Origin of the sequence: Kribbella sp. NBC_01484 (genome assembly GCF_036227145.1) — a bacterium.
Taxonomy (GTDB): Bacteria; Actinomycetota; Actinomycetes; order Propionibacteriales; family Kribbellaceae; genus Kribbella.
The window spans coordinates 5,087,588-5,112,016 of sequence record NZ_CP109437.1; the positions used below are offsets into that span (position 1 = coordinate 5,087,588).

The 24,429-nt window shown below is 67.4% G+C and carries 27 protein-coding genes and 2 tRNA genes; 19 read left to right on the plus strand and 10 right to left on the minus strand.

What is annotated here, in order from left to right:
- Window positions 1–279 precede the first annotated feature (279 nt).
- Entirely contained in the window at window positions 280–468 is a 189-nt protein-coding gene (locus tag OG555_RS25055; RefSeq protein ID WP_329474984.1) for a hypothetical protein, read from the plus strand.
- Window positions 469–658: 190 nt separating this feature from the next.
- Here the strand turns inward: OG555_RS25055 and OG555_RS25060 are convergent, their stop codons facing one another.
- Window positions 659–2,224: an IS1182 family transposase gene (locus OG555_RS25060; protein ID WP_329474985.1), complete on the minus strand. Its 1,566-nt coding sequence runs from the start codon at window positions 2,222–2,224 to the stop codon at window positions 659–661.
- Window positions 2,225–2,354: 130 nt separating this feature from the next.
- Here OG555_RS25060 and OG555_RS25065 point away from each other — a divergent pair, with 130 nt between their 5' ends.
- The 14 genes from OG555_RS25065 (at window position 2,355) to OG555_RS25125 (ending at window position 11,454) form a co-directional block, all read left to right on the plus strand.
- The gene (locus OG555_RS25065) at window positions 2,355–3,170 is read left to right on the plus strand and encodes an IS701 family transposase (protein WP_442914443.1); all 816 of its coding nucleotides are present in this window, start codon (window positions 2,355–2,357) and stop codon (window positions 3,168–3,170) included.
- The gene (locus OG555_RS42950) at window positions 3,170–3,613 is read left to right on the plus strand and encodes a transposase (protein ID WP_442914444.1); all 444 of its coding nucleotides are present in this window, start codon (window positions 3,170–3,172) and stop codon (window positions 3,611–3,613) included. Before OG555_RS25065 ends, OG555_RS42950 begins: the two co-directional genes overlap by 1 nt.
- Before the next feature lie 112 nt (window positions 3,614–3,725).
- Window positions 3,726–4,073: a hypothetical protein gene (locus OG555_RS25070; RefSeq protein ID WP_329474986.1), complete on the plus strand. Its 348-nt coding sequence runs from the start codon at window positions 3,726–3,728 to the stop codon at window positions 4,071–4,073.
- A gap of 137 nt (window positions 4,074–4,210) precedes the next feature.
- A complete protein-coding gene (locus OG555_RS25075; RefSeq protein WP_329474987.1) occupies window positions 4,211–4,435 on the plus strand; it encodes a hypothetical protein in 225 nt (74 codons plus the stop codon).
- Window positions 4,435–5,031: a hypothetical protein gene (locus OG555_RS25080; protein WP_329474988.1), complete on the plus strand. Its 597-nt coding sequence runs from the start codon at window positions 4,435–4,437 to the stop codon at window positions 5,029–5,031. Before OG555_RS25075 ends, OG555_RS25080 begins: the two co-directional genes overlap by 1 nt.
- 129 nt (window positions 5,032–5,160) lie before the next feature.
- The gene (locus tag OG555_RS25085) at window positions 5,161–5,865 is read left to right on the plus strand and encodes an FtsK/SpoIIIE domain-containing protein (protein WP_329474989.1); all 705 of its coding nucleotides are present in this window, start codon (window positions 5,161–5,163) and stop codon (window positions 5,863–5,865) included.
- Window positions 5,862–6,080, plus strand: a complete 219-nt coding sequence (locus tag OG555_RS25090) for a hypothetical protein (protein ID WP_329474990.1) — start codon at window positions 5,862–5,864, stop codon at window positions 6,078–6,080. The genes OG555_RS25085 and OG555_RS25090 overlap by 4 nt, the downstream gene beginning before the upstream one ends.
- Window positions 6,077–6,394 carry a hypothetical protein gene (locus tag OG555_RS25095; protein WP_329474991.1) on the plus strand — a complete coding sequence of 106 codons (318 nt, stop codon included), beginning with the start codon at window positions 6,077–6,079 and terminating at the stop codon, window positions 6,392–6,394. The genes OG555_RS25090 and OG555_RS25095 overlap by 4 nt, the downstream gene beginning before the upstream one ends.
- Window positions 6,391–6,663 (plus strand): hypothetical protein, encoded by a 273-nt coding sequence (locus OG555_RS25100; RefSeq protein WP_329474992.1) that lies wholly within the window; start codon window positions 6,391–6,393, stop codon window positions 6,661–6,663. The genes OG555_RS25095 and OG555_RS25100 overlap by 4 nt, the downstream gene beginning before the upstream one ends.
- 2 nt (window positions 6,664–6,665) lie before the next feature.
- Window positions 6,666–7,688: a hypothetical protein gene (locus OG555_RS25105; RefSeq protein ID WP_329474993.1), complete on the plus strand. Its 1,023-nt coding sequence runs from the start codon at window positions 6,666–6,668 to the stop codon at window positions 7,686–7,688.
- Window positions 7,689–7,779: 91 nt separating this feature from the next.
- The gene (locus OG555_RS25110; protein ID WP_329474994.1) at window positions 7,780–8,055 is read left to right on the plus strand and encodes a hypothetical protein; all 276 of its coding nucleotides are present in this window, start codon (window positions 7,780–7,782) and stop codon (window positions 8,053–8,055) included.
- A 208-nt stretch (window positions 8,056–8,263) separates the two neighbouring features.
- A complete protein-coding gene (locus OG555_RS25115) occupies window positions 8,264–9,829 on the plus strand; it encodes a replication initiator (RefSeq protein ID WP_329474995.1) in 1,566 nt (521 codons plus the stop codon).
- On the plus strand, window positions 9,826–9,993 hold the full coding sequence (locus OG555_RS25120; protein ID WP_329474996.1) for a hypothetical protein: 168 nt from the start codon (window positions 9,826–9,828) through the stop codon (window positions 9,991–9,993). Before OG555_RS25115 ends, OG555_RS25120 begins: the two co-directional genes overlap by 4 nt.
- A gap of 36 nt (window positions 9,994–10,029) precedes the next feature.
- The gene (locus OG555_RS25125) at window positions 10,030–11,454 is read left to right on the plus strand and encodes a helix-turn-helix domain-containing protein (protein ID WP_329474997.1); all 1,425 of its coding nucleotides are present in this window, start codon (window positions 10,030–10,032) and stop codon (window positions 11,452–11,454) included.
- A gap of 75 nt (window positions 11,455–11,529) precedes the next feature.
- On the opposite strand, the gene OG555_RS25130 is transcribed toward OG555_RS25125, so the two are convergent.
- The 3 genes from OG555_RS25130 to tenA all read right to left on the minus strand — a co-directional run bounded on the left by OG555_RS25130 (window position 11,530) and on the right by tenA (window position 13,868).
- Window positions 11,530–11,602 (minus strand) — tRNA-Lys (locus tag OG555_RS25130).
- 59 nt (window positions 11,603–11,661) lie between these two features.
- On the minus strand, window positions 11,662–13,209 hold the full coding sequence (locus OG555_RS25135) for a phytoene desaturase family protein (RefSeq protein ID WP_329474998.1): 1,548 nt from the start codon (window positions 13,207–13,209) through the stop codon (window positions 11,662–11,664).
- The gene (gene tenA / locus OG555_RS25140) at window positions 13,206–13,868 is read right to left on the minus strand and encodes a thiaminase II (protein ID WP_329474999.1); all 663 of its coding nucleotides are present in this window, start codon (window positions 13,866–13,868) and stop codon (window positions 13,206–13,208) included. Before tenA ends, OG555_RS25135 begins: the two co-directional genes overlap by 4 nt.
- Before the next feature lie 92 nt (window positions 13,869–13,960).
- On the opposite strand from tenA, the gene OG555_RS25145 reads away from it, so the two are divergent.
- The gene (locus OG555_RS25145; protein WP_329475000.1) at window positions 13,961–15,673 is read left to right on the plus strand and encodes an aminotransferase class V-fold PLP-dependent enzyme; all 1,713 of its coding nucleotides are present in this window, start codon (window positions 13,961–13,963) and stop codon (window positions 15,671–15,673) included.
- A 1-nt stretch (window position 15,674) separates the two neighbouring features.
- Here OG555_RS25145 and OG555_RS25150 read toward each other — a convergent pair whose 3' ends face one another.
- Window positions 15,675–16,409: a lipoate--protein ligase family protein gene (locus tag OG555_RS25150; protein ID WP_329475001.1), complete on the minus strand. Its 735-nt coding sequence runs from the start codon at window positions 16,407–16,409 to the stop codon at window positions 15,675–15,677.
- Between the two features lie 218 nt (window positions 16,410–16,627).
- On the opposite strand from OG555_RS25150, the gene OG555_RS25155 reads away from it, so the two are divergent.
- Together OG555_RS25155 and OG555_RS25160 are read left to right on the plus strand one after the other, a co-directional pair.
- A complete protein-coding gene (locus OG555_RS25155) occupies window positions 16,628–17,686 on the plus strand; it encodes a hypothetical protein (RefSeq protein WP_329475002.1) in 1,059 nt (352 codons plus the stop codon).
- 46 nt (window positions 17,687–17,732) lie between these two features.
- On the plus strand, window positions 17,733–18,716 hold the full coding sequence (locus OG555_RS25160; protein WP_329475003.1) for a cation diffusion facilitator family transporter: 984 nt from the start codon (window positions 17,733–17,735) through the stop codon (window positions 18,714–18,716).
- A gap of 17 nt (window positions 18,717–18,733) precedes the next feature.
- Here OG555_RS25160 and OG555_RS25165 read toward each other — a convergent pair whose 3' ends face one another.
- Window positions 18,734–21,028 carry an FdhF/YdeP family oxidoreductase gene (locus tag OG555_RS25165; RefSeq protein ID WP_329475004.1) on the minus strand — a complete coding sequence of 765 codons (2,295 nt, stop codon included), beginning with the start codon at window positions 21,026–21,028 and terminating at the stop codon, window positions 18,734–18,736.
- Window positions 21,029–21,212: 184 nt separating this feature from the next.
- On the opposite strand from OG555_RS25165, the gene OG555_RS25170 reads away from it, so the two are divergent.
- The gene (locus OG555_RS25170; protein ID WP_329475005.1) at window positions 21,213–21,758 is read left to right on the plus strand and encodes a DUF3592 domain-containing protein; all 546 of its coding nucleotides are present in this window, start codon (window positions 21,213–21,215) and stop codon (window positions 21,756–21,758) included.
- 65 nt (window positions 21,759–21,823) lie between these two features.
- Here the strand turns inward: OG555_RS25170 and OG555_RS25175 are convergent, their stop codons facing one another.
- The 4 genes from OG555_RS25175 to orn form a co-directional block, all read right to left on the minus strand.
- Window positions 21,824–22,612 (minus strand): hypothetical protein, encoded by a 789-nt coding sequence (locus OG555_RS25175; protein WP_329475006.1) that lies wholly within the window; start codon window positions 22,610–22,612, stop codon window positions 21,824–21,826.
- Between the two features lie 15 nt (window positions 22,613–22,627).
- On the minus strand, window positions 22,628–23,116 hold the full coding sequence (locus tag OG555_RS25180; protein WP_328522619.1) for a SigE family RNA polymerase sigma factor: 489 nt from the start codon (window positions 23,114–23,116) through the stop codon (window positions 22,628–22,630).
- Window positions 23,117–23,597: 481 nt separating this feature from the next.
- A tRNA-His gene (locus OG555_RS25185) sits at window positions 23,598–23,670 on the minus strand.
- 81 nt (window positions 23,671–23,751) lie between these two features.
- The gene (gene orn / locus OG555_RS25190; protein WP_329475007.1) at window positions 23,752–24,366 is read right to left on the minus strand and encodes an oligoribonuclease; all 615 of its coding nucleotides are present in this window, start codon (window positions 24,364–24,366) and stop codon (window positions 23,752–23,754) included.
- Window positions 24,367–24,429: the final 63 nt, after the last annotated feature.

Here is a 24,429-nt window from a genome sequence, read left to right on the forward strand (position 1 = left end):
TAGGCAGCCTAGGAATCACCCGTCTAGGTGGTTGACCTGACTAGCCAGGATAGGTAGCTTGGGTTCTACAGAAGCTGGCTAGTCAGCCTAGCTCGATTTGGAGGCATCGCTGGGATGCCGACTCTGACGCCTGAAAGGGGCGATTCCTCATGAAGCTGAACATCGATACCACGGGTAAGACGTTCACGGTCACCAAGGGTGTGGAGGAGAAGAAGGACCAGAACGGCCGGCAGAAAGGCTGACCGGAACACCAACGAGCTGCTCTGGTCGGTTCAGGTGATGGCGCTCGACGAGACGGGCGGCGAGGTGATCAATGTGACTCTGGCGGGCAATGCCATGCCGAAGGTCAACGTTGGCGCTGTCGTCGCGCCGGTCGAGCTGGAGGCCATGCCGTGGGCCACCAATGGGCGGAACGGTGTCGCGTACCGGGCCAAGACCCTCAACGCCGCGTCGGGTTCCGCGAAGTAGTTCTCCACTCGTCGCGTGATTCGTGTGCTGCTCAGCTAGGAGCCCGCTGAATTAGGGCGCTTTGGGTTCGGTGTCGACGGGGGGTCTGGGCCGGGGCGTGTCGGTTCCCGGATCTGGGTGTGTGGCCGGCTGGTCGGGTTGTGTGCCGGGAGTGCTGGGGGTCGTGGCGTGGGGGGGCCTGCGTGGTGTGTCAGTCAGTGGTGAGGGTCCAGGTGCCGGCGGTGAGGGTCAGTCCTCGGCCGATGAGGTTGCGCAGGTTGAGGGCGGCGGTGCGGTGTTTGAGCCAGGCGTTGTTCTTGGTGGTTCCGTGGTAGCGGAGTTTGACGCGGCGCCCGCGTTGGCTGGCGATCTGGGAGATGACCCGTTCCACGTTGGGTCGGAAGGTGCGGTAGTCGCGGCGCAGGTCGGGGTTGCCGGACCAGTCACGGCGGGCTTGGCGCAGTAGCGCGTCGCGGTCGGTCAGGTGGAGGATGCGGCCGTCCTTGGCTGTGGTGCAGCGGGTCCGGAGCGGGCAGTCGCGACACAGCACGCCGAAGGCCACGGCGCGTGTCTTGGTGATCGCCCGGGTGTGTCCGGCCGGGCAACTGGCCTGCCCGGCTGCCTCGTCCACGGTGAAATCGTCGATGGTGAACCCGCCCTCGATCGCGGTTTTCACCGGGCCGGGTTTGATCACCGCTGCATGCCCGGCGTCCTCGATCGCGCCCCGCAGATCCCCGGTGCCGTAGGCAGAATCGCCATACCACTCGCGGATCTCGGTCTCGGCGTCGAGGAACCTGCCAGCCACGGCGGCGTCACTGTTGTCGGCCCCGGCAGCCGCGGTGAGCGACTCGTCGGTGATGATCGCGGTCTGCGGCTCGGCCGCCACATGCGCCCGGAACCCGTCGCGGGTGTTGCGGGGCGACTTACGGGTATGGCGGGCCTCGGGGTCCACCGTGGAGATCACCCGCTCCGGCGCGACTCGCCGCGCGATCCGCCACCTGCCGTCGGTACCGTCGCTGCCGTCTGCCGGCTCGACGTCTTGGCCGGCGATCAACGCCAGCAACGCCACCACCTGTTCGGCATCGTCGTCCAGCTTCGTCCCGCTCAGGGCATCAACCAGCGCGTTCGCGTCGTTGACCAGCGCCGACACCAGTGCCTCCCGCGCGGCCGGATCGTCCCAGTCGATCACCGGCTTGCCCGGCCCGGAGTAGTCGTGGCCGGTGCACACCGCCGCGATCAGCTCCATCGCACCGGGCACCTGCCGCCCGACCCGGCGGATCACCGAGACCAGCTGAGTGATCGTGTCCTGCGTGGCCACCGCATCGTCCAGGATGGTGGAATCCACCGCCCGCCTCGACCGGCCCCGCACCACCCCCGTCGCCTCCACGACCGCACGGACCGCGTCGTTGATCCGATGCGGCCGCCGCGACCTCGCCAACCGGCGGCGCCAATACACCAGCGTCGAGGCATCGAAACCCCTGTGATCCAACGCCATCCCGGTCGCGACCTTCCACCGTAGATCACACCGTGCAGCCTCCGCGGTCTCCCGGTCGGAGTAATCGTGCAACGTCTGCAGCACCAGGATCGACGCCATCACCGACGCCGGGATCGACGGCCGCCCCCGGCCCGACCCAAACAAGTCATCGAACTCGCTGTCGGCGAACAGATCCCGCCGATGCTCGGCCAAGAACGCGAACATGCTGCCATCAGCAACCAGATGACCCACCAGCGCCCGCGCGTCCAGCAACTCCCGATCAGACCGCTCCACACCCTGCACCAGACAATCCTCCCGAACAGCTCACCAACCGCCGGGACGACACTCCGATTATTCAGCGGTCTCCTAGTAGTACTTTGTTAGGTCGGCGTGGTTGCGTTATTTTGCAGGGGTTTTCGTGTTGGATCGGGGTGTGGATGCTGCTGATTTCGCTGCGGTGGGTGATCGCCTGGATTCCTTTGTGGGGCAGGTGTTCGCGTCGTTCGCGCGGTCGGATCAGCGGAGGGTGGGTGGGTTGTATCTGCGGGGTCTGATGCTGGATGGGCGTCGCAAGTCGATGCAGCCGATGGCGGCGCGGCTGGGGGTGGATCATCAGCGGTTGCAGCAGTTCATCACTGACTCGCCCTGGGATGTGGTGCCGGTGCGCAGGGTACTGGTGGGTCTGGCGACCGCGGTGGTTCAGCCGGACGCATGGGTGATCGATGACACCGGGCATGCCAAGGACGGCGATTCGTCGGCCTGCGTGGCCAGGCAGTACTCCGGCACGTTGGGCAAGGTCGGGAACTGCCAGGTCGCGGTCAGCGTCCACGGCGTGACCGATGCCGCGTCGGCGCCGCTGGACTGGCGGCTGTTCATGCCCGAGAGCTGGGACGACCAGTTGGTTGCCGCCGGCGAAGCGGCCGAGGCGGTGCGACGCCGCAGGCTCAAGTGCCGGATCCCCGACACCGAACGGCACCGCCGCAAGTGGGAGATGGCGTTGGAGATGCTCGACGAACTCCGCCAATGGGGGCACCAGCCCCCGGTCGTGGTGGCCGACGCCGGCTACGGTGACGCCACCGCGTTCCGGCTCGGCCTGGAAGAACGCGGCATCGGCTACGTCGTGGCGATCAAGGGCGCCACCAGCGCCTACCCGGCCGCCGCCGAGCCGGTCACCGCGCCCTACTCCGGCCGGGGCCGCCCACCCATAGCCCGCTACCCCGACCCCCGGTCAGTTGCAAGGACCTCGTGATGAACGCCGGCCGCCGCGCGCTGCGGCAGGTGACCTGGCGGCGTGGCACCAAAACGGGCCCCGGCAACCGGACCGCGGCCATGCGCTCGAAGTTCATCGCGATACGGATCCGGCCCGCCAGCCGCGAGATCGACCGCGCCGACGACGGATCACTGCCCGAACGGTGGCTGATCGCCGAATGGCCACCCGGCAAAACCGAGCCCACCGACTACTGGACCTCTGACCTGCCCGCCGACACCCCGATCGCCACCCTGGTCCGCCTGGCCAAGATCCGCTGGCGCATCGAACACGACTACCGGGAACTGAAAACCGGCGTCGGCCTGGACCACTTCGAAGGCCGCAGCTGGACAGGCTGGCACCACCACGCCACCATCGCCACCGCCGCCCACATCTTCCTCACCCGACTACGACTCACCCGCCCAAAAGAGCATGGGCAGGCCTGACCTTCTACGCCCTACTGCACAAACTGCAGCAATTCCTGGCGTACTGGATCGGCGCCTGCCCCACCTGCCACCAGCACTACCCGACCTAACAAAGTACTACTAGGGGGTAGTCATGTCGCAACCGATGGAACATCGAACCGTCACAGCGAATCAGGCACGGGCCGAGTATGTGGCCAAGTGCAACGAAATCGTCGAGATCGAGATGGTACTGACGTACCTCGAAACCGCCCTCGTGCGCAGCCTTCAGGTTGCCGAACCGGTCGTCACCGACCACCGCGAGGTGCTTGCCGTCTACGCGTCCGACGCGTTCTGGCAACTGCTGGATCTGTACCGCGAGGCCGAGAACCGGCGTCGTGATCTGTACGCCGCCCGCGACTACGCGTACGCGGTCTGGAAGTCGGCTTCGCCCGAGGCCGCCGCGGCTGACACCTACGTGTCAACGCCGCTGAACAACCGCTAGAACACCGCTGGAAACCAAGAACGGCCCTCGAAAGGGCCGCTCCCTGGAAACGAGACACGAAGCCGGGTCACAGGCCTCAGAAACCGTCCTGGCTTCGTGTCTTTCCTGACTCAACCCCCTGATCGGGAGGTCTTGTCATGCCCAAATCTACCCGCAAGCGTTCGACCGGTCGAGTACGCAGCACCTCGCGAGGTCCGGTCGAAACCATCACCCGGCCGTCCAAGACGCTGCCCGTCATCATCGCGCTCACGCTGTGGCGCTGGCGCTGGGAGCTCGCCTGCCTGACCGCACTGGCGGTCGTCTACTACCACCTGATCACCCGGGCGGCTGGGACTTCGATCCCGTCCCCGCCGTACTCGTGATGGCCGCACCCGCGCCGGTGGTGCTGGCTGTCCGGCCGGTCCGCCGGTTCCTGCGCAACCGGGTCTGGTGCGTGATCACCCGGCACCGTATCCGCGCGTGCCTGACGGAGATGCGGACCCTGAACTACTCGGGGAACCTGCCGTTCATCGTCGCCTGTTTCTCGACCAAGACCGGCGAAGCCGTCTATCTGTGGATGCGTCCCGGCCTGTCGGCCGAGGACCTGGACAACAAGGCCGAGACCATCGCCGCCGCGTGCTGGGCACGCACCGCAGCGATCTCCCGCAGCGACCGTTACGCCTCGCTGATCCGCGTCGATGTCGACCGGCGCGACCCGCTGGCGAAGACCCACATCACCTCGCCGCTGCTCGACGACACCAGCGGCCTGCCCGAAGCGGCAGTCGCCGACGACGCTCTCCTGGCCTTTATCACCCCGGAGAACGCCCCCGAGCCCGTCACCAGCGAACCGCCGGCCAGAACCGGCGCACCCGCTGAGGGCCGCACCAAAACCACCCGGACCAAGACCACCGCAGCCACCGGCGACAACCACACGGTGATCTTGGGCGCCAACGGAGAAGACGTGTCCGACTATGTCTAGCCTCAACCCACGCAAGGTGTTCCCCCGGCGCAAGTCGGGGGCCACCCCGCACCCAAGGGTGCGCTCTCGATCTACACGCCTGCCTACCTGGGCGTCGACACCCGCGGCCGGGCAGTGCACCTGCCGCTCATGTACCGCAACGTCCTGCTCGGCGGTGAACCCGGCTCCGGGAAGTCCGTTGCGCTCGGCAACATCGTGTCCCACGCCGCGCTGTGCACCGACGTGGACCTCGTCCTGATCGACGGCAAGCTCGTCGAACTGCTGCCCTACGCGCCCATCGCCAAGGAATTCGTCGGCAACAACATCACCCAAGCACTCAAGGTGCTCCGCGGCCTGCAGGCCGAGATGGACAACCGCTACCTGCACCTTGCCCAAACCAGCCGCAAGAAGATCACCCCCAAAGACGGCTACCGCGCCACGCTGCTCGCCATCGACGAACTGGCCTACTTCTCGGTCACCGTCGGCACACCCGAACAGCAGAAGGAATTCGTCACCCTCGTGCGTGACCTCGTCGCCCGTGGCCGCGCCGCAGGCATCATCGTCGTCGCCGCAACCCAACGCCCCAGCGCCGACATCGTCCCCACCACGTTGCGGGACCTGTTCTCCTACCGGCTCGCGTTCCGCTGCACCACCGATAGCTCGAGCGACATCATCCTCGGAACCGGCTGGGCCAAAGAAGGCTACTCCGCCAAGCAGATCTCACCCGACGCCCTCGGTGTCGGACTGCTCCTGGCCGAAGGCGGCATCCCCCGCCGCATCAAGAGCGCCTTCCTCACCGACCCCCACGTCCACAAGCTCGTCCGACGGGCTGCCCACCTCAGGAGGGCCGCATGAACCCCATCGGCGTCGAATCCGACTTCGACACAGGCTACGCAGCCTTACTCGACTTCCAGGCGAACAAGTACGCCTACGTCCACGACTGCGGCTACATCGTCTACAGCCACACCACCCCCAGCGGCTGCCTCGAATGCCGCAGCAACCGCCGCCAGGCCCTGTCCAACCACGGCACCTGGCACCAACTGTTCATCCGCCACGAGGAGGGGACATGACCTACTACGACGCCTCCGGCGACGAACGCGAAGACCGCATCATCATCGGCTACGACTTCACCGACGACGCACTGGCCGGCATCAACCTCGTCTGCAGCGGCGAAACCCCACGAGTCGTGATCGACCTCGGCGCGGCGCCGATCGAGATCGAACTCGTCACCGGCTCCGTGACCGCGATCAGCGACCTGATCGACGCCCTCTACGAGGCCCGCGCGCTCCTGGAGGACCACCAGGTCCAGCACGCCGCTAACACCGACACCTGGACCCAAGACCAGGTCTACGTACCCGACGAGTGGACCGGAGAACAGCCATGAGCATGTACGAAACCAACGACGGACGCTTCCCAACCGACATGCATGTCTGGACGCCGTACCCGCTGCCTGACGGCGACGCCTACTGGGAATTGGACTGGCCCTGGCTGCGGGGAACCGTCCTGGGCCAAACGGGTCCTGACGAATGGCACATCGTCATCGACGCTCCCGAAGTCCGCGAGTGCTGCGACAGCTATGAATGGAGCCCTGCGTGCTTCCGCGCCTACGGCGCCTTGCGCCCGGTCGCCAAACCGACCCCGGAGGTGCACTGACGATGCCCACCATCGAGACCACCCAACTGCACATCACCCCGGCACCGGTCGCTACGAAACCCGCGACCACGACGAAGCTCACCGGCCTGAGCAACTACAACACCACCGCACTGACCGGGATCACTGGCTGGACGGTCACCAAGACGACCGCCGTCTACAACGGCACGCCGACCGCCGCACACAACTCGGTCCAATCTCGCATGGACAAGATCCGGGCTGTCGAAGGCGGACGGGCCACCAGCTACGTGTCACTGATTGCCGTACGCAACAAGCTCAAGGAGTTGAGCACCGGCGGCAGCCATCCGGCAGTCTCGGTCACCATCAAGCGGGCCAAGAAAACCGCGGCCACCAAGACGACCCGAACGGGGTCGCCCAAAGCGCGACTGACACGTAAGCGTCAAGGCGAGTACACCACCGCGGAACTCGTCCTCGCCCTCGAAACCTCGTGGGCAGCGATCCGCGCCAACCACCAAGAAGTGCCGGCCGTCGTGATCATCGTCGGCTCCGGCACCGCCACCAAACACGCCAAGTACGGACACTTCGCACCCGTTCGGTGGCAACACGGCGAACAGCGCCTGGCCGAAGTCCTCATCTCCGGCGAAGGACTCAAACGACCCGTCGACGAGGTCTTCACCACCCTGCTCCATGAAGCAGCACACGCTCTCGCGAACGTCCGCGAGATCAAAGACACCAGCCGCCAAGGCCGGTGGCACAACCAGAAGTTCGCCGAACTCGCCTCCGAGCTCGGACTCGACGCCACCAAAGATCCACGCATCGGCTGGTCACCCTGCACCCTCCGCAAGGAAACCGCGACCACCTACAAGAGCGTGCTGGCCGAACTCAAGGCAGCGCTCATCGCCTACCGCCACCCCGAGATGAGCGGGGGAGAGGCCAAGAAGAACAACAACAACGCGGTGGCTTGTGCCTGCCAGTGCCCCCGCCGCATCCGCGTCGCCAAAGCAGTCCTCGCCGAAGGCGAGATCACCTGCGGCGTCTGCGACTCCACCTTCGAACCCGACGAATAGTCACCGGTTCGTTGCTGGCTCCCATCCCTGGGCGAACACCCCGGGGGTGAGGGCGAACACCGAACCCACCCCGACCTGAGAGGACACACCGATGAGCATCGACATCAACGCCTACGCCAACATCACCGCCCACCGCGCCACCGCCGACCACGAGTTCCTCTGCGACTGGGTCGCCTCCGACCACCTCGGCGGCCACGACTGGTGCCCCACCGTCCTCGAACCCGGCGACGACTACGCCCTCGTCATCCAGATCAACCCCGCCACCGACCCGACCCCCTACCGCGTGATCGGCCGGTACTGCATCGGCTGTGGCTACCACCTGTTTGGCACCCCCGAACTCGAACCCGCCCCCACACCCATCGCTTGACACGTAGCCGGAAACCGCAGGTCCCCCGGGCAGCTCCCCGTTGCCTCCCCAGCCCCGCTTGGCCGGCCGGAAGGACCTGCGGCCCGACGCTGATTCCCCAGCCGCCAACGCCGAGCTGGCCCCCATCCGAGAACGGAGCCAGCCAACCTCCTAGGTGCCCTACCCCAACCACATCAAACGGACCAACGGTCTCGAAAGGAGCCCGCACATGACGACCACCGCCACCACCCCCGCCGTGGGCGGCGCCCAAGACCCGCTCCTCACGATCGAGACCCATCGACCCACCCTCGACCCCGGGAAGCGCCACAACCCCGCCTCAGGGCTCGAAGAAGCCATCGCCCGCGCCGCCTCAACCGCCGACTACGACGGCTGGCTCGAACACACCGCCTCCGCAGGCGGCTGCGTCCGCCCCGTCCAGCTGCGCGGCGAGTCCCACATCGTGTCCGAACGCACCGGCCGGATCATCTCCACCCGCCCCACCGACGACATGCCCGACGGCGTCATCTACAAAGCCTGCGGCAACCGCCGCGCCGCCGTCTGCCCATCCTGCGCGGAGGTCTACCGGGGCGACACCTACCAACTCGTCCTGGCCGGCCTCCAAGGCGGCAAAGGCATCCCCACCACCGTCACCCAGCACCCCTGCGCCTTCGTCACCTTCACCGCACCCTCGTTCGGCCCCGTGCACTCCGCCCGCAAGCACCGCGGCCGCGACGGGCAACTCCGCAACCAGACCTGCCGCCCCCGCCGCAAACCCGATCCCTGCCCGCACGGCATCGACCTGCGCTGCCACCAAACCCACCACGACGGCGAGAAGATCCTCGGCACGCCGCTGTGTCTGGACTGCTACGACCACGACCACCAGGTGGTCTGGAACGCCCTGTCCGGCGAACTGTGGCGCCGCACCATGGACCGCGCCAAAGACATCCTCCGCGCCTGGGCCAAAGCACACGGCGTCACCATCAAGCTCTCCTACGGCAAGGTCGCCGAAATGCAAGCCAGAGGAGTAGCCCACTTCCACGCCCTGCTCCGCCTCGACGGCACCAACCCGCTCGAGCCCCACACCATCGCCATACCGCACCTCACCGCCGACCTCACCCTCCTGGCCGCCTCGATCCGCCGCGCCGTCACCGGAACCCGGTTCCGGTCCCTGCCACACCCCGACCAGCCTGACGGCTGGCTCATCGAGTGGGGCACCCAACTCGACGTACGCCCCGTGCGTAAGGCTGTCGACGGCGTGATCACCGAAACCGCCGTTGCCGGATACCTCGCCAAATACGCCACCAAGGCAGCGGAGGCCACCGGGCATTCATCAGCGAGGCTCACCAACGCGACAGTCCGCCGCTACGCGACCCGGCACACCCATGCCGGCCGATTGGTCGACGCGTGCTGGCGGATCGGACGACCCGACTCCGACCTTGACCCCGACGAGGCCGCGAAGAACTCCGGACGTCTGTCCTACCGCCGCTTGCAGCGGTGGGCACACATGCTCGGCTTCGGCGGCCACTTCTCCACCAAGTCACGCCAGTACTCCACCACCCTCAAAGCACTCCGTGAAGCCCGCGCCAACTGGCGACGCGAACGACACCGCACCGCCGAACACACCGCCGACACCGAAACCACCCTCATCGTCGGCAACTTCACCTACGCCAACACCGGCTGGCGAACCATCGGCGACGCACTCCTCGCCACCACCGCCGCCACCAAAGCCCGCGAACACCGACGCCTTGTCAAAGACCAACTCGAACAACTCCTAAATGAAGGGATCAATGCATGACTGTGGACGTGAAGCCGCTGTGGACCATCGAGGACGTGTCGACGTATCTGGGTGTTCCGGTCAAGACGCTTTATGGATGGCGTCTCAAGAAGGTCGGGCCTGCTGCGGTGTGCGGATCGGCAAGCATCTGCGGTACGACCCGGACGAGGTGGTCGATTGGGTGAAGTCTCGCCGGTTGGCGTCGTGAGGGAGCGCTGATCATGGGACGAAAGCCTTTGCCGCTCGGGACCTGGGGCTCGGTCCGGACCTACGTGTCTCACAAGGGCAAGAAGGGCAAGCCGGATCGGTACCGTGCGGAGACGTACTTCCGGGACTTCGAGGGGATCACTCGACATGTGCCAGCCTATGGCCGGACGAAGACGGAGGCCGAGTCCAACCTGAAGGACAGACTCCGCGAGCGAGTCAGGGCGCGAAGCGGCGGGGGCCTGACCTCGATGGACCGCTTCTCTGTTGGCGCCGAGCTCTGGTACGACGAAGTGCTCCAGAAGGTCAAGGACGGGACCCGCTCGACCGGCACCCGTGATGCCTACGAGCGGGCGCTTCGCAACCATGTGCTGCCAGCTCTCAAGGAGGTCCGATTCGGCGAGTTCTCCGTCCCGCTCGTCGACAGGGTAATCAAGCAGATCAAGACGAAGGTCGGCGTACCAACTGCCCAGACGAGCCGTTCGGTGATCTCGGGAGTCTGCGGGCTGGCCGTTCGTCATGGAGCAATGGAGTCGAATCCGGTCCGCGAGATCGAGCGGATCGAGGGCGTCAAGAGCAAGCGCAATCCTCGTGCATTGGTGGCCGATGAGCGGCGGATGTGGTTCCAGATGCTGAACTCCGACCCGAAGGCGGTCGAGGCCGATCTCTTCGATCTGACGGTGTTCATGCTGGGCACTGGTGTTCGGATCGGCGAAACGCTGGGCGTGATCTGGGAGCAGATCAACTTCTTCAGCAGTGAGGTTGCCATCACACACCAGATCGTCCGGTCGAAGGGCGAGGGGCTGCTCCGGACCAGGACCAAGTCTCGTGCGGGGGAGCGGGTGCTCAAGATCCCGTCGTGGTGCGTGGCGATGCTGCGGGCTCGCTTCGTCCAGGGTGTCCGGCTGACCGATCCGGTCTTCCCCGACAGCACCGGTGGATTTCGTGACCCCTCGAACACCCGCCGCTCCTTACGGGATGCTCGCTCGCCGATCGGCTCGGAACTTCGGCGGAATCTCGGTCGGGCGCTGAAGGACTGCCGCCAGCTGGCCGGCCTCACCCAAAAGGAAGCCGCGGAGGTGATTGGGTGCGCTCAGAACCGAATCAGTCTAATGGAGAACGGCCGGGTGCGGATCGAGGTCCAGGAGGTCGAAACGATCCTCGACGCCTACGGCACACCGGTCGGTCGCCGATCGGAGGTCATCGAGATCACGGCTCAGGCGTCAACGCCGGTCGCGGCCGACGCTATGGCATGGATCACATCGCACGCGTTCCGGAAGACGACGGCGACGATCCTCGACGACGCCGGCCAAAGTGCTCGGCAGATCGCCGACCAGCTCGGCCACGCGCGCCCCTCGCTGACCCAGGACGTCTATATGGGACGCAAGGCCAAGAACCCGGCCGCCGCCGACGCACTGGAGACGATCGCCGATGATCTCTAACGACAAAACCCACCCCATAAGTCACACCTGGGGTGGGTTCGCTGAGGCGGAACCCGCCTCTGACCTGCATGTTTGTGCGCCGCCAGGGACTCGAACCCCGAACCCGCTGATTAAGAGTCAGCTGCTCTGCCAATTGAGCTAGCGGCGCTTGTGGTGCTTTCGAACGATGAGGATCGTAGCAGGGGGGCGGGGGAGATGCGAAATCGGTTAGGCGGTCAGGATGGTCATGGCGGCGTTGTGGCCGCCGAGGCCGGAGACGGCGCCGCCGCGGCGGGCTCCGGAGCCGCAGATCAGCAGGTTGGCGACGTCGGTCTCGGTGCCCCAGCGGCCGGCGTCGGCGTCGTCGGTGGCCCAGGGCCATTGGAGGTCGCCGTGGAAGATGTGGCCGCCGGGCATGCCGACGGATTCCTCGATGTCGTACGGCGTCTTGGCCTCGACACACAGGTTGCCGTCCGCGTCGCGGGCGATGCAGTCCTCCAGTGGCTCGGCGAGGTAGGACTCCAGGCCGGCCAGCACCCGGCGAGTCGCCAGGTCCCGGGCTGCGTCGTTGTCGTCGGCAAACAGCCGGGCGGGGAAGTGGACACCGAAGACGGTCAGCGTGTGGTGGCCGGAGGCAACCAACTCCGGCGACAGGATCGACGGGTCGGTGAGGGAGTGACAGTAGACCTCTGAGGGAGGTACGGCGGGCAGCCCGCCAGCAGCCGCCTCAGAATAGGCCGACTCCAGCTGGCTGTAGTCCTCGTCGATGTGGAAGGTCCCGGCGAAGGCCCGCGCCGGATCGTCGCCGGACTTCAACAAAGGCAGCCGGCGCAGCAGCAGGTTGATCTTCAGCTGCGACCCCTCAGGCCGCACCTCGACATGGCGACCACGGAGAGCATCCAGCGTGGCCGGTGCGACGTTCGCGAGGATGTAGGAACAGTCAACTGACCGCTCGCCGTCGCCACCCATCCAGGTGACAGACCCGCGCACACCGTCGGCCTCCACAGTCGTCACCTCGGCGTTGGTGACCAGTGCGGCGCCGGCGCGGCGGGCTGCAGCAGCCAGTGCGTCCGTGACAGCCCCCATACCGCCAACGGGCACCCGCCACTCACCAGTGCCGTTGCCGATCAGGTGGTACAGGAAGCACCGGTTCTGGATCAGTGACTCGTCGTGGAGTGACGCGAACGTGCCGATGACCGAGTCGGTCGCGACCACGCCGCGCACGGTGTCGTCGGCGAAGCGTCGCTCGATGGTTTCGCCCAGAGGTCGTTCGATGAGCTCGTCCCAGAGCGCCGAGTCGACACGTGAGCGCAGTACGGCGCCGGACTGCAGGGGTTCGAGCAGTGTGGGGGCGATGGCGGCGGCAAGGGAGCCTACGGCGCCGTAGAAGGAGGTCCACGCCGCGTAGTCGGCACCGCTACCAGTGAGGGCCTCGAACGACGCACGGGTCGCCGCCCCCTCCGGCCGCTCGACCATCAGGCCCAGATCGCGTCCAGAACGGCGTACCGGCGTGTACGACGCCACCGCGCGCGAGCGGAGCTCGAGGGACAGACCGAGGTCGGCGGCGATCTTGTCGGGCAGCAGGCTGACCAGGTACGAGTACCGGGACAGGCGCGCGTCCACACCCGGGAACACCTGCTGGCTGACCGCTGCGCCGCCGGTGTGGGCCTGTTGCTCCAGTACGAGCGTAGACAGCCCGGACTGGGCCAGATACGTGGCGGCGACGAGGCCGTTGTGCCCGCCGCCGACGATCACGACGTCGTAGAAGTCCTTCATCCCACCGGCCAATCGAGCTTGTGGTACGCGGCGTCCCAGAACATCCATTCATAGCGGCACGTCGTGGCGAAGTGCTGATGACATCGTTCCCGCTCGGACGCGCTCACGTCCAGTGCGTCGGTGACCGCGAGCACCGACTCCACCACCGCGTCGAACTCGTCCGAGCCGTACGTCGCGATCCACTGCCGGTACAGCGGGTCCGGCGACGACCGCTTCAGTAGCTCGCGGCCCACGTCGCGGTAGATCCAGTAGCAGGGCAGTACGGCGGCGACAGCCTCGGCGTACGTGCCCGTGGCGCAGACAGCGGTCAGATAGGACATGTACGCCGTTGTCGTCGGTCCGGACCCGGCTGCGTCGACATCGGCCACCGTCAACCCCAGAGACTCCAGCAGCGAGGTGTGCAACGAGCGCTCGACCGCGATCGCGTTGGCGGCGTGCAGCGCGAACATGCTCACCGCGTCCTCGTCCGGAGCGCGTCCGGCAACCAGGCTGAGCGCCCGCGAGTACGCCCGCAGGTAGTGACTGTCCTGGACGACGAAGTAACGGAACGCATCGTGGTCGAGGGTCCCGTCGGTCAGCCCGGTGATGAACGGATGCCGGACGATCTGGTCGTACCTGGACGCCCCACCGCGGTCCCACAGCTCGCCGGAAAACGTCATCCCAACTCCTCGCCGTCGACTGGGACCGACCTTATCCACAGCTCACCGCGACGGCACGAGACGAACGTCACTCAGTCGCCTTACTCTGAGGCATGAGGAGCCAGGGGGAGATGCCGCCGGACACGCCGCTGCTGCGGCGGATCCGGGCGTCGGTGATCGGGGACGACCAGGTGATGCCGGGGCCGTACGGTCCCCGCCGGGTCACGTACGCCGACTACACCGCGTCCGGTCGCGCGCTCACCTTCCTGGAGGATTTCATCCGCGAGGAGGTCCTGCCGCGGTACGCGAATACGCACACCGAGTCCAGCGGGACCGGGCTGCAGACCACCCGCCTGCGCGAGGACGCCCGCCGGATCATCCACCAGAGCGTCGGCGGTGACGACGAGACCGCGCTGATCTTCTGCGGCTCCGGCGCGACCGGCGCGATCGACAAGCTGATCGGCATCCTCGGCCTGCGCATCCCCGCCGAACTGGACGACACCTATCACCTGACCGACCAGATTCCACCCGACCAGCGCCCGGTCGTCTTCATCGGGCCCTACGAGCACCACTCCAACGAGCTCCCGTGGCGTGAGTCGATCGCCGACGTCGTCCTGATCAGTCAGGACCACGACGGCCACATCGACATCCCGCAGCTCGAGGAGCGCCTGATCGAGTACGCCGATCGCCCGCTCAAGATCGGCTCGTTCTCCGCGGCCAGCAACGTCACCGGCATCGTCAGCAACACCCAACGCGTCTCGGCGCTGCTGCATCGGTACGGCGCTCTGTCGTTCTGGGACTGTGCGGCCGCGGCGCCGTACGTCGAGATCGACATGTACGGCGGCCGCGACGCTGACCCGCTGTCGTACAAGGATGCGATCTTCCTCAGTCCACACAAGCTGATCGGCGGTCCGGGGACTCCCGGCGTACTCGTGGCCCGGCGTGAGCTGCTCCGCAACCGGGTCCCCGACGTGCCTGGTGGTGGGACGGTCGCGTACGTGAATCCGTTGGAGCACCGTTATCTCGACGACCCGGTGCACCGGGAGGAGGGCGGTACGCCGGCGATCATCGGGTCGATCCGGGCCGGATTGGCCTTCCAGCTGAAGCAGGCGGTGGGGATCGAGGTGATCCGCGCGCACGAGGACGCGTACCTGCGCCGCGCGGTCGAGGTGTGGAAGGACGAGCCGCACCTGCAGATCCTCGGCAATCTGGACTCCGAGCGGCTGTCGATCGTCTCGTTCGAGGTGAAGGCGCCGTCCGGGCGCTACCTGCATCACAACTTCGTGGTCGCCCTGCTGAACGACCTGTTCGGCATCCAGTCGCGGGGCGGGTGCTCGTGCGCGGGTCCGTACGGACACACGCTGCTGGGGATCGACCTGGTGCGCTCGCACGAGTTCGCCGAGGAGATCCTGCACGGCTGCGAGGGGATCAAGCCCGGGTGGGTGCGGGTCAACTTCAACTACTTCATCTCGGAGGCGGTCTTCTCGTACGTCGTGGAGGCGGTCAAGCTGGTCGCGCGTGACGGATGGCGACTGCTCGGCGACTACCGCTTCGACCCGGCGACGGGTCTGTGGCGGCACCATCGTGGTCCGGTCGAGCCGCCGATGCGGCTGTCGCAGGTCGGGTACGACGCAGACGGCAAGCTGAGGTACCCACGCCACGATCACACCGCACCGGAGTCAGCTCTCGAGGACTACCTCAACGAAGCCCGCGAACTCTTGTCCACCTGTCAGGAGCAGAGCACCGACTCCGAGGGCCGCGTGAACACGGACTTCGATCACCTGAGGTGGTTCGAGCTGCCGTCCCGCTGTCTGACCCACGACTGATTCAGGCGACCCGGTGATCGGCGGCGAGTGACTTCGCGAGCTCGAGGGTTGCGTCGTCGAGCGCCTGCGGGTCTGTCGCGCCGTACGCGTCGAGTAGATGGCGCTCCACGGTCTCGACCGTCAAGCCCGGCACTTCGGTCGAGAGCGAGCCGACGGACGCCGGGTCGAAGGGCAACTCCAGGTGTCGATAGACATCGGCCAACAGTGGTTGGAGGCGCCCGTCGTCGCCCACCACGACCAGGGCACTGAACAGCCACCCGTCGGGTACGACGCGCTGCCCGGTGCCGACGAGTTTCGCCACACCGCGCGCGTTGACGCTGTGAGCGCCCGGACAGTACTCGCCCGGCACCGCTCCGACCCGCGCGTCGATCCCGAGCGTCTGCAGCACGTCGGCGTACAGCGACCCGTACTGCTTGAAGCGGGTCTCCATCCCGTCAGGCGCCAGTCGCTCATGCTTGACGTGATCAACCACCAACGCCTGATCCGTGTAGGCGACCGGGCGTCCACCCACTGCCCGCACCAGCGGTTCGAATCCGGCCGCCCGAGCCGCACGCACCGCCGCCCCGAAGCCCGGCAACCGCGTGTCCCGCCGCCCAAACACCACAACCGGGCCTGACGGTCGATAGACCCGCAGCGCCTCCTCCACCTCGCCGGCCGACGCCCGCCGAACCAACGCGTGCCCGAAGGCCAGCTCGACGGCCTGGTCGCCGTCCACCCCGCCAGAGAAAATCCGCACCTGCCAATCGTGTCACGCCACTACGTGGAGTCTCTTCGGAGCCGCGGCGCTGGGCAAGCTGGAGTGCGGCGTTTGAAGATGCAGGTTCGGGCGCCGAAGTTGCGATCTCCGGCGGATCGTCCGGTGATTGTTGTGGCGCGGTGACATCTCGGTCTTCGTCAACAAATAAAGGGTTTCCGGTGCTAGGCAGTGGTGGGTTTGCGTGCCATTCTGCGGCAATGGGCACAAGGGGTTTGCTGGCTGCGGCGGTTTCGTTGGTGGTGGCGGTGGCGGTCGCGCCGGCCGCAACCGCCGTACCCGAGGCGGCGACTTCGCCGGATCCGAACCTGACGGTCACCAGCGTCACGCTCGGGCGTGCGGCGGTCGCCGTTTCCGGGCTGAACACCGTGGCCGTTCCGGTCACCGTGGTCGGTGGGTACAAGACGACCGAGCCGGGCACCGTGTTTCTCAACGTGTTCCTGGATCGAACCGGCGGCACCGGGCCGGCGCGCTACATGGTCGCGGCGCTCCTCGGGCTGGTCTCCGGGACCGTTCAGAGCGGCACCTGGAAGGGCTCGCTGTACGTGCCGTCGACGGCGAACGGGACGTTCAAGGTCACCGGGGTGATGGAGGGCACTATCATCGACGGCTCCACCGGCAGCATGACGACCCCGACCCCCTTCGCCGGTCCGAGCATCGCTGTCACCGGCCTCCACCTGCCGAGGATCGGCGTCTCGATCATCCCGAAGGTGGTGCCGTTCGGTTCGGCGTACACAGCCCGGGTCGCGATCACCGACTCCGCCACCGGCAAGCCGTACGGCAGCCGGATCAACGTCCAGATCACCTGGGACAACCTCTGCGTCGAGCACGACGGAGACCGTTATCTCACCAACACCGCCGGGATCGCCGAACGGGTCTATCCGGCCGCTGCAGCGGACGCGCTGAACTGTGTCCGGCTGCGCGGCCGTGCGTTCGACACCGCGGGGCTCGGCTGGTCGGTCAGCCGGCCGGGGATCGTCGGCGCGACGCTCTCCAGGACGAGTGTCCCGGTCGGCACGATCGTGCCGGTCAACGGCACGGTGGCGGGCGCTCCTTCCAAGTGCGCGGTGGTCCTGCAGCGCCTGACCGGCGCGACGGCGTGGCGCGGAGTGAGCCAGGACGTCGTGCGGCAGAGCGGGCGGTTCACGGTGCTCGCCCAGCCGCCGTACGTCGGGAACGTGATCTACCGCGTGTACTTCCCGACCTGCGGGCGATTCCAGGCCGGCTACAGCAAGAGCTTCGTGATCCGCGGCACCTGAGGCGAGGTTGCGGTGACCGGCGAGGGCGGGGGATTACTGTCGTGCTGTGAGTAGCTCGGATAACGCGGGGGGCGAGAGCTTTCTGACCGTGGTGGTCGCGCTGACCGCGAATCTGTTGATCGCGGTGGCGAAGACGGCCGTTGCGGTGATCACCGGCTCAGCCTCGATGACGGCCGAGGCCGCGCACTCCTGGGCCGACACCGGCAACGAGATCTTCCTGCTCGTCGGCGAGCGGCGGGCCCGGAAACCGGCCGACCGGACGCATCCGCTCGGGTACGGGCGGGAGGGCTACATCTGGTCGATGTTCGCCGCGTTCGGACTGTTCACCGTCGGCGCGGCGGTGTCGGTCTGGCACGGGATCCAGTCGCTGCAGAACGGGGAGGGCAACCCGTCCTACACGTGGGCCTACGTCGTCCTCGCGATCTCGTTCGTGCTCGAGGGGATCTCGTTCGCGCAGGCGCTGCGGCAGACCAAGGCCGGTGCGCTCAAGCGGATGCTGCGGCCGTTGCGGTACGTGCGGATCACCTCGAACCCGGTGCTGCGGGCGGTGTTCGTCGAGGATCTCTCGGCGCTGATCGGGATCGTGATCGCGACGCTGGCGATCCTGCTGCACCAGCTGACCGGCAACGCGGTCTGGGACGCGATCGGGTCGATCGTCGTCGGCCTGCTGCTCGGCGGGGTCGCGCTGTTCCTGATCAGCCGGAACATGGACTTCCTCACCGGTGAGGCAGTCACGCCGCTGGCCCGTAACCGGGCGCTGCGGGCGCTGCTCGATCACAAGGACATCGAACGGGTCAGCTTCCTGCACATGGAGTGGGTCGGCGCCGACAAGATCTTCCTGGTCGCCGCGGTCGACGTCATCGGCAACGACCCCGAGTCCGCCGTCGCCATCCGCCTGAACGACATCGAGGAGGCGCTGAACGCCCGCCCCGAGATCGAACGGGCCGTGCTGACCCTGAGCCGCCCCGGCGACCCGACCGACCTCCGCCCGGTCCCCCTCCCGGACTGGTACGTCGACCCCGTCACCTGACCGCTTCGCCGCCGGATTCAGGCCGGGACGACGCGGACCTTGATGTTCTTCATCAACGGCTGATCGCTCTGCGTGCTGTAGTCGCTCGCCGCGACCAGCGCGTTCATCTCGGGCATGTACCCGGCGGCGCTGCCACGAGGTACGTCGTACCGCAGCGCCCGGTAGTTCCGCAGTACGCGCGTGGACCCGTCCCGCGCGGTCGCGGTGATGTCCACCAAGGCACCCTGCCCGATCCCGCGCGACCGCATGTCGTCGCGGTTCATCAGGATCAGCGTGCGGAGGTTCTTCACCCCGCGATAGCGATCGTCGTCGGAGTAGATCGTGGTGTTCCACTGGTCGTGCGACCGCATCGTCTGCAACACGAGGACGCCGTCCGCGGGCACGACGTCCGGCAGGTCGGCGGTGGAGAACTCGGCCCGCCCGGACGGCGTGCGGAACACCAGCTCCCGGGCCGGCTGCCGCAGCCGGAACCCGAGCGGCCCCCGGACCCGCCGGTTGAAGTCCTCGAACCCGTCCAGCGCCTTCGCCATCACATCACGCACCCGGTCGTAGTCCTCGACGTACCACTCCCACGGCGTCGCGCTCCCCGGCAGCGTCGCCCGAGCCATCCCGGCGATGATCGCCGGCTCCGACAGCAGGTACGGCGAGGCCGGCCGCTTCCGGCCCCTCGACAAATGAACCATGCTCATCGAGTCCTCGACCGAGGTCGACTGCGGTCCGGCTGACTGCAGATCCAGCTCGGTCCGCCCCAGGCACGGCAGGATCAGCGCCTTCCGCCCGCGCACCAGGTGGCTTCGGTTGAGCTTCGTGCTGACGTGCACGGTCAACTCACAATGCCGCAGGCCGTCCGCCGTCGCCGCGGTGTCCGGAGCGGCCAGCGCGAAGTTGCCGCCCATCCCGACGAAGACCTTGACCGATCCGTCGATCATCGCGGCGATCGTGCGGACCGTGTCGAGGCCGTGCTCGCGCGCGGGGTCGATGCCGCAGGCGGCGGCGAGCCGGTCGAGGAACTCGGTCGTCGGGCGGTGATCGATCCCGCAGGTGCGGTTGCCCTGCACGTTGCTGTGCCCGCGGACGGGCGACGGTCCTGCGCCCTCGCGGCCCAGGTTCCCGCGCAGCAGCAGGAGATTGACGATCTCGCGGACGGTGTCGACGCCGTGCTCGTGCTGAGTGAGGCCGAGGCACCAGCTGATCAGCGTGCGCTTGGACCGTGAGTAGATCTCCGCCGCGCGTCGGATGTCCGCCTCGGACAGTCCCGACTGCCGCTCCAGCTCCCGCCAATCCGTTGCCTCACACAACTTCTGGTACGCCGCGAGCCCGTCGGTGTGCCGCTCGAGGAAGACCTCGTCGAGCGCCTTCGGATCGGTGCGCGCCTCCTCGAGTACGGCTTTCGCGATGCCGCGGAGCAGGGCCAGGTCGCCGCCCGGCCGGACCTGGAGGTTCAGGGTGCTGGTCGGCGTCGACTTGAACAGCGCCATGTCGACGACCTCGTGCGGAACGATCGTGCGCCGGGCCGCGGCCTCGACCAGCGGGTTGATGTGGACGATCTGCGCGCCGCGGCGATACGCGTCCGAGAGCGCGGTCAGCATCCGCGGTGCGTTCGACGCGGCGTTGACGCCGAGGATGAACAGGGCCTCGGCGGTCTCCCAGTCTTTGAGATCGGCCGTGCCCTTCCCGGTGCCGAGCGCTGCCTGGAGTGCTCGGCCGGAGGCTTCGTGGCACATGTTCGAACAGTCCGGCAGATTGTTGGTGCCGTACTCCCGGGCCATCAGTTGATAGAGGAACGTCGCCTCGGTGCTGAGCCGGCCGGAGGTGTAGAACGCCGCCTGGCCGGGGGTGTCCAGACTGCGCAGGACCTGGCCGATCAGGTCGAATGCGGCCTGCCATTCGATCGGCCGGTAGCGATCGGTGGCAGCGTCGTACACCATCGGCTCGGTCAGCCGGCCCTGATCCTCCAGAACGAAGTCTGTCCAGGTAGCGAGCTCGGACACCGTGTGCTGGGCGAAGAACTCGCGGCCGGCGCGCTTCGAGGTCATCTCCCACGCGACGTGCTTGATGCCGTTCTCGCAGAGGTCGAGCTTGAGCCCGTCGGTGGCGTCGGGCCAGGCGCACCCGGGGCAGTCGAACCCGCCGTCCTCGTGGTTCATCTTGAGCATCGCGCGAGTACCCGACACGACCGCGTGCTCGCGGGTGAGCACCCTCGCGACCGACACCGCCGCACCCCAGCCGGCAGCGGGGTGGTGGTAGTCCTCCTGCGACCAGGCCTCCTCGACCTCCGGTCCGTCACCGCCGGGCTCCACCGTGTCGCGCATGATCCGTGCTCCCTACTCCGGGCCCACTGTCTGCCTACGAGTCTGCACCCGGACGCGTGTAACGCGCGGTGCCGGACGGCGATACTACGAGTGAGTCCGTCGTACTCTCGCGGGACGACGGGCGAAGGTGTGCCGGGAAGCCTGGTCGGCGACTCTGTCGTCGTCGACCGAAAGAGGCCTGATCGTGCCGTCCATTCCGCGTTGGGCCTCGGTCGTGGGCGCGTTTGCGTTGGTGGCCACCGTGCTCGGTCTCGTGGCCCTTCTCGACATCCGCCACCAGCGAGCCGTGGGGCAGGAGTACCAGGACACGGGTGTCGAGACCGTGGCGGATCAGGTCGAGCTGCGGGTCCGGTACAGCAAGGGTGGTAGCTACATCGACGAGGTCGAAGTGACGTTCGTCGTGGCGGGGGAACGTCACCTTGCGACGCTGTGGAACAACCTGGGCGATCCGGAGGGCAACGCCGACGGCCGCCACCCACCGGCGGTCGGCACGCGATACGCCGCCCCGCTCCGCATCCTCTACAAGCCGGACGACCCGACCCAGGTCATCGCCGCGGTCGATGCCGAGGACTTCGCAACCGACAGCGGAACTCCATCAGCCGTCGCCGCCTTGATCGCGATCGGCGGCACCACCCTGATCGCCATACTTGCCGGCTGGACGGCCTGCACCCGCCTTCTCGGCCCTCGACGCCCCGCCGCCCCCGACAAACACCACCATGCCGAAGGATAGACACCGCCCCGACGGCCGCGACGCCAACGGCCCGGCTATCCACCTAGATAGCCGGGCCGTTGCGTTCACTTGCTGGGCTGGACCTTCGACGACGGCTTGACCGCCGTACCGCTGGGCTTGACCGGGTTCGCCGGTGGGAATTTCCAGGTCTTGCTCTTCACCATCGAGGTGAGCTGCGCCACCGTGAACAACGGCTTCTGGCGGGTGTGCCGCGAGTCCTTCTCGGCCGGCGCGTTGTAGCTGGTCATGCTGATCAAGCGTCCGTCGCGCAGGTACAGGGCGACGTAGTTGCTGGTGACGCCGTCCTTGTTGCGGTTGCCCGGGTACTCGGGCTGCTCGGCCATGGCGAACACCGACGAGCCGTCGGGCAACTTGGTGCAGCCGGTCGAGGCGGTGGCGCAGGGGTTCTCCTCTCCGCCGGCGGAGAGCAGGACGTCGACGCGGGAGGCGCCCTTGCCGTCGTCGACGACGTACGCCGCGGCGACGAAGCCGTCCTTGGATTCGCCCCACGTCTCGGGCTTGGTGAGAGTCCGGCCGGGTGCCTCGACGAGGGACCGGAGTGTGATGAGAGTCTGCTGCGGGGTCACGTGGCTCGGCTTGGCTGCCGGCGGTGCGGTCAAGGGGGCCGGCGTACCGGCGACTGCTGCTTCCGACGGGCCGCCGAGCAGCTGGACTCCGCCGGCGATCAGGCCCACGGTGGCCACGACGGCTCCGGCTCCGGTGAGGCTGAGGACCGTCGTACGACGACGCCGGAGGTGGAGGCCCTGCTGGACGCTCCGTTCGAGCAGGTCGGGCGTGACCGGCTCGAGGTTCTCGGTGGCCCGCTGCATGAGATCGGTGAGTTGGTTGTTCATGGGTGCTCCTCGGGTTCAGTGCGCGATCAGCTGGGCGGCGCCGTCGCCGAGGACCGCGCGGAGGCGGTCGAGGGCTCGGGCGGTGCGGGTGGTGATCGCACTGGCGTTCTTGCCGAGATCGAGCGCGACCTGCTCGACGCTGCGATCTTCGAAGAACCGCAGCACCAGCACGGCGCGATCCAACGGCGCCAACTCGGCCAACGCGCTCTGCAGCGCCATCCGCAGCTCCGGATCACCGGCCCGCTCGGCGCGTTCCGGCACCTCCGCGGTCGGCCGCTCGGTCCAGCTCTTCCGCCGCCGCTGTGAAATGAACGTCCGCGCCAGCGCGGCCCGCGCGTACGCCGCCGGATTCTCGACCCGGTGCCAGGTCCGCAGCATGTTCGCGAGCGTGTCCTGGACCAGATCCTCGGCGTGGTGCCGATCACCTGTCAGCAGCCAGGCGGTGCGGTACAGCTGCGGTATCCGCGCCCGCGCAAACTCCTCGAAGTCTTCAGTTGCCCTCATCGCAGCCTCTCGGTCGATGCCTCTGCCTCAAGAGACGCACCCACCCGCCGGGAAGATCACACCCGACTTTTCAGAACACCATCGAGAGCACCCAGACGGCGAACGCCAAGAACCCCACCACAAACGTGACCACCAACACCACGCCATACCCGAACCACAAACTCCCAGAAGACTTCACCCGAGCATCCTCCCATCAGCCACCAGCGAAGGCCGCAGACAACCCCAACCCGGACAAGCCCAAAAGCGACCTCAGCCACAGACAAAAGCCGAACGGCGACCTCAGCCACGGACAAAGCCGAACAGCGACCCCAGCCACAGACAAAAGCCGAACGGCAACCCCAGCCACGGAGCCGAGCGAAGCGAAGGCGCAGGGGGTGTGGGTGGCGAAGCCCCCACCCGCGGCAAGCGAAGCGCAGCCGCACAAAATGCCGAAGGCGACCAGGTCCGCGCTTTCCGCGGACACAGATCGCCTTCGCCTTCGGGTGAGTGACGGGACTCGAACCCGCGACCACCTGGACCACAACCAGGTGCTCTACCAGCTGAGCTACACCCACCATTGCCGCCCTGACTGCGACGGCTGAGCAATCATAGCGATGAACCCCGTGGACCAGAAATCGGCCCACCCACACCCTGGATCAGGGGGCCGGCGGGGCGTCCGGGGTGGTGATCAGGGTCGCGGCGGCCCGGGCGGTGTCGGAGTCCGGACCGGGCTGCGGGACGAACACGGTCTCGCGGTAGTAGCGGAGCTCGGCGATGCTCTCGGTGATGTCGGCCAGCGCACGGTGGTTGCCGGTCTTCGCAGGGGTGGCGTAGTACACCCGCGGATACCACCGGCGGACCAGCTCCTTGATCGAGCTGACGTCGACGTTGCGGTAGTGCAGGTGCGCCTCGACCCGCGGCATGTCGCGGACCAGGAAGGTCCGGTCGGTGCCGACCGAGTTCCCGGCGAGGGCGGCCTTGCGCGGCTCTTTCACGTATCCGGAGATGAACTCGAGCACCTGCTGCTCGGCGTCGGCGAGCGGGATCCCGTGCTCGAGCTCGGCGAGCAGACCGGAGGCGGTGTGCATGTCGCGGACGAAGTCGCCCATCTGCTCCAGCGCGGCCGGTGGTGGCGCGATCACCAGGTCGATCCCCTCACCGAGCACGTTCAGCTCATAGTCGGTGACCAGCACCGCGACCTCGATCAAGGCGTCCGCCGCCAGGTCGAGGCCGGTCATCTCGCAGTCGATCCACACCAGCCGGTCGTTCATGGGCACCCACCTTACGGCGAGCCACCGACACCCAGGCCACCACCAGCCCAAGCCCCGGCGTGG

What these genes read in the sequence shown, in the direction of transcription:
- OG555_RS25055 (WP_329474984.1), top strand. Translation starts at nt 280, where the DNA reads ATGGCGCTCGACGAGACGGGCGGCGAGGTGATCAATGTGACTCTGGCG.
- OG555_RS42950 (WP_442914444.1), top strand. Translation starts at nt 3,170, where the DNA reads ATGAACGCCGGCCGCCGCGCGCTGCGGCAGGTGACCTGGCGGCGTGGC.
- OG555_RS25070 (WP_329474986.1), top strand. Translation starts at nt 3,726, where the DNA reads ATGTCGCAACCGATGGAACATCGAACCGTCACAGCGAATCAGGCACGG.
- OG555_RS25075 (WP_329474987.1), top strand. Translation starts at nt 4,211, where the DNA reads ATGCCCAAATCTACCCGCAAGCGTTCGACCGGTCGAGTACGCAGCACC.
- OG555_RS25080 (WP_329474988.1), top strand. Translation starts at nt 4,435, where the DNA reads ATGGCCGCACCCGCGCCGGTGGTGCTGGCTGTCCGGCCGGTCCGCCGG.
- OG555_RS25085 (WP_329474989.1), top strand. Translation starts at nt 5,161, where the DNA reads ATGTACCGCAACGTCCTGCTCGGCGGTGAACCCGGCTCCGGGAAGTCC.
- OG555_RS25090 (WP_329474990.1), top strand. Translation starts at nt 5,862, where the DNA reads ATGAACCCCATCGGCGTCGAATCCGACTTCGACACAGGCTACGCAGCC.
- OG555_RS25095 (WP_329474991.1), top strand. Translation starts at nt 6,077, where the DNA reads ATGACCTACTACGACGCCTCCGGCGACGAACGCGAAGACCGCATCATC.
- OG555_RS25100 (WP_329474992.1), top strand. Translation starts at nt 6,391, where the DNA reads ATGAGCATGTACGAAACCAACGACGGACGCTTCCCAACCGACATGCAT.
- OG555_RS25105 (WP_329474993.1), top strand. Translation starts at nt 6,666, where the DNA reads ATGCCCACCATCGAGACCACCCAACTGCACATCACCCCGGCACCGGTC.
- OG555_RS25110 (WP_329474994.1), top strand. Translation starts at nt 7,780, where the DNA reads ATGAGCATCGACATCAACGCCTACGCCAACATCACCGCCCACCGCGCC.
- OG555_RS25115 (WP_329474995.1), top strand. Translation starts at nt 8,264, where the DNA reads ATGACGACCACCGCCACCACCCCCGCCGTGGGCGGCGCCCAAGACCCG.
- OG555_RS25120 (WP_329474996.1), top strand. Translation starts at nt 9,826, where the DNA reads ATGACTGTGGACGTGAAGCCGCTGTGGACCATCGAGGACGTGTCGACG.
- OG555_RS25125 (WP_329474997.1), top strand. Translation starts at nt 10,030, where the DNA reads ATGGGACGAAAGCCTTTGCCGCTCGGGACCTGGGGCTCGGTCCGGACC.
- OG555_RS25135 (WP_329474998.1), bottom strand. Translation starts at nt 13,209, where the DNA reads ATGAAGGACTTCTACGACGTCGTGATCGTCGGCGGCGGGCACAACGGC.
- tenA (WP_329474999.1), bottom strand. Translation starts at nt 13,868, where the DNA reads ATGACGTTTTCCGGCGAGCTGTGGGACCGCGGTGGGGCGTCCAGGTAC.
- OG555_RS25145 (WP_329475000.1), top strand. Translation starts at nt 13,961, where the DNA reads ATGAGGAGCCAGGGGGAGATGCCGCCGGACACGCCGCTGCTGCGGCGG.
- OG555_RS25155 (WP_329475002.1), top strand. Translation starts at nt 16,628, where the DNA reads ATGGGCACAAGGGGTTTGCTGGCTGCGGCGGTTTCGTTGGTGGTGGCG.
- OG555_RS25165 (WP_329475004.1), bottom strand. Translation starts at nt 21,028, where the DNA reads ATGCGCGACACGGTGGAGCCCGGCGGTGACGGACCGGAGGTCGAGGAG.
- OG555_RS25175 (WP_329475006.1), bottom strand. Translation starts at nt 22,612, where the DNA reads ATGAACAACCAACTCACCGATCTCATGCAGCGGGCCACCGAGAACCTC.
- OG555_RS25180 (WP_328522619.1), bottom strand. Translation starts at nt 23,116, where the DNA reads ATGAGGGCAACTGAAGACTTCGAGGAGTTTGCGCGGGCGCGGATACCG.
- orn (WP_329475007.1), bottom strand. Translation starts at nt 24,366, where the DNA reads ATGAACGACCGGCTGGTGTGGATCGACTGCGAGATGACCGGCCTCGAC.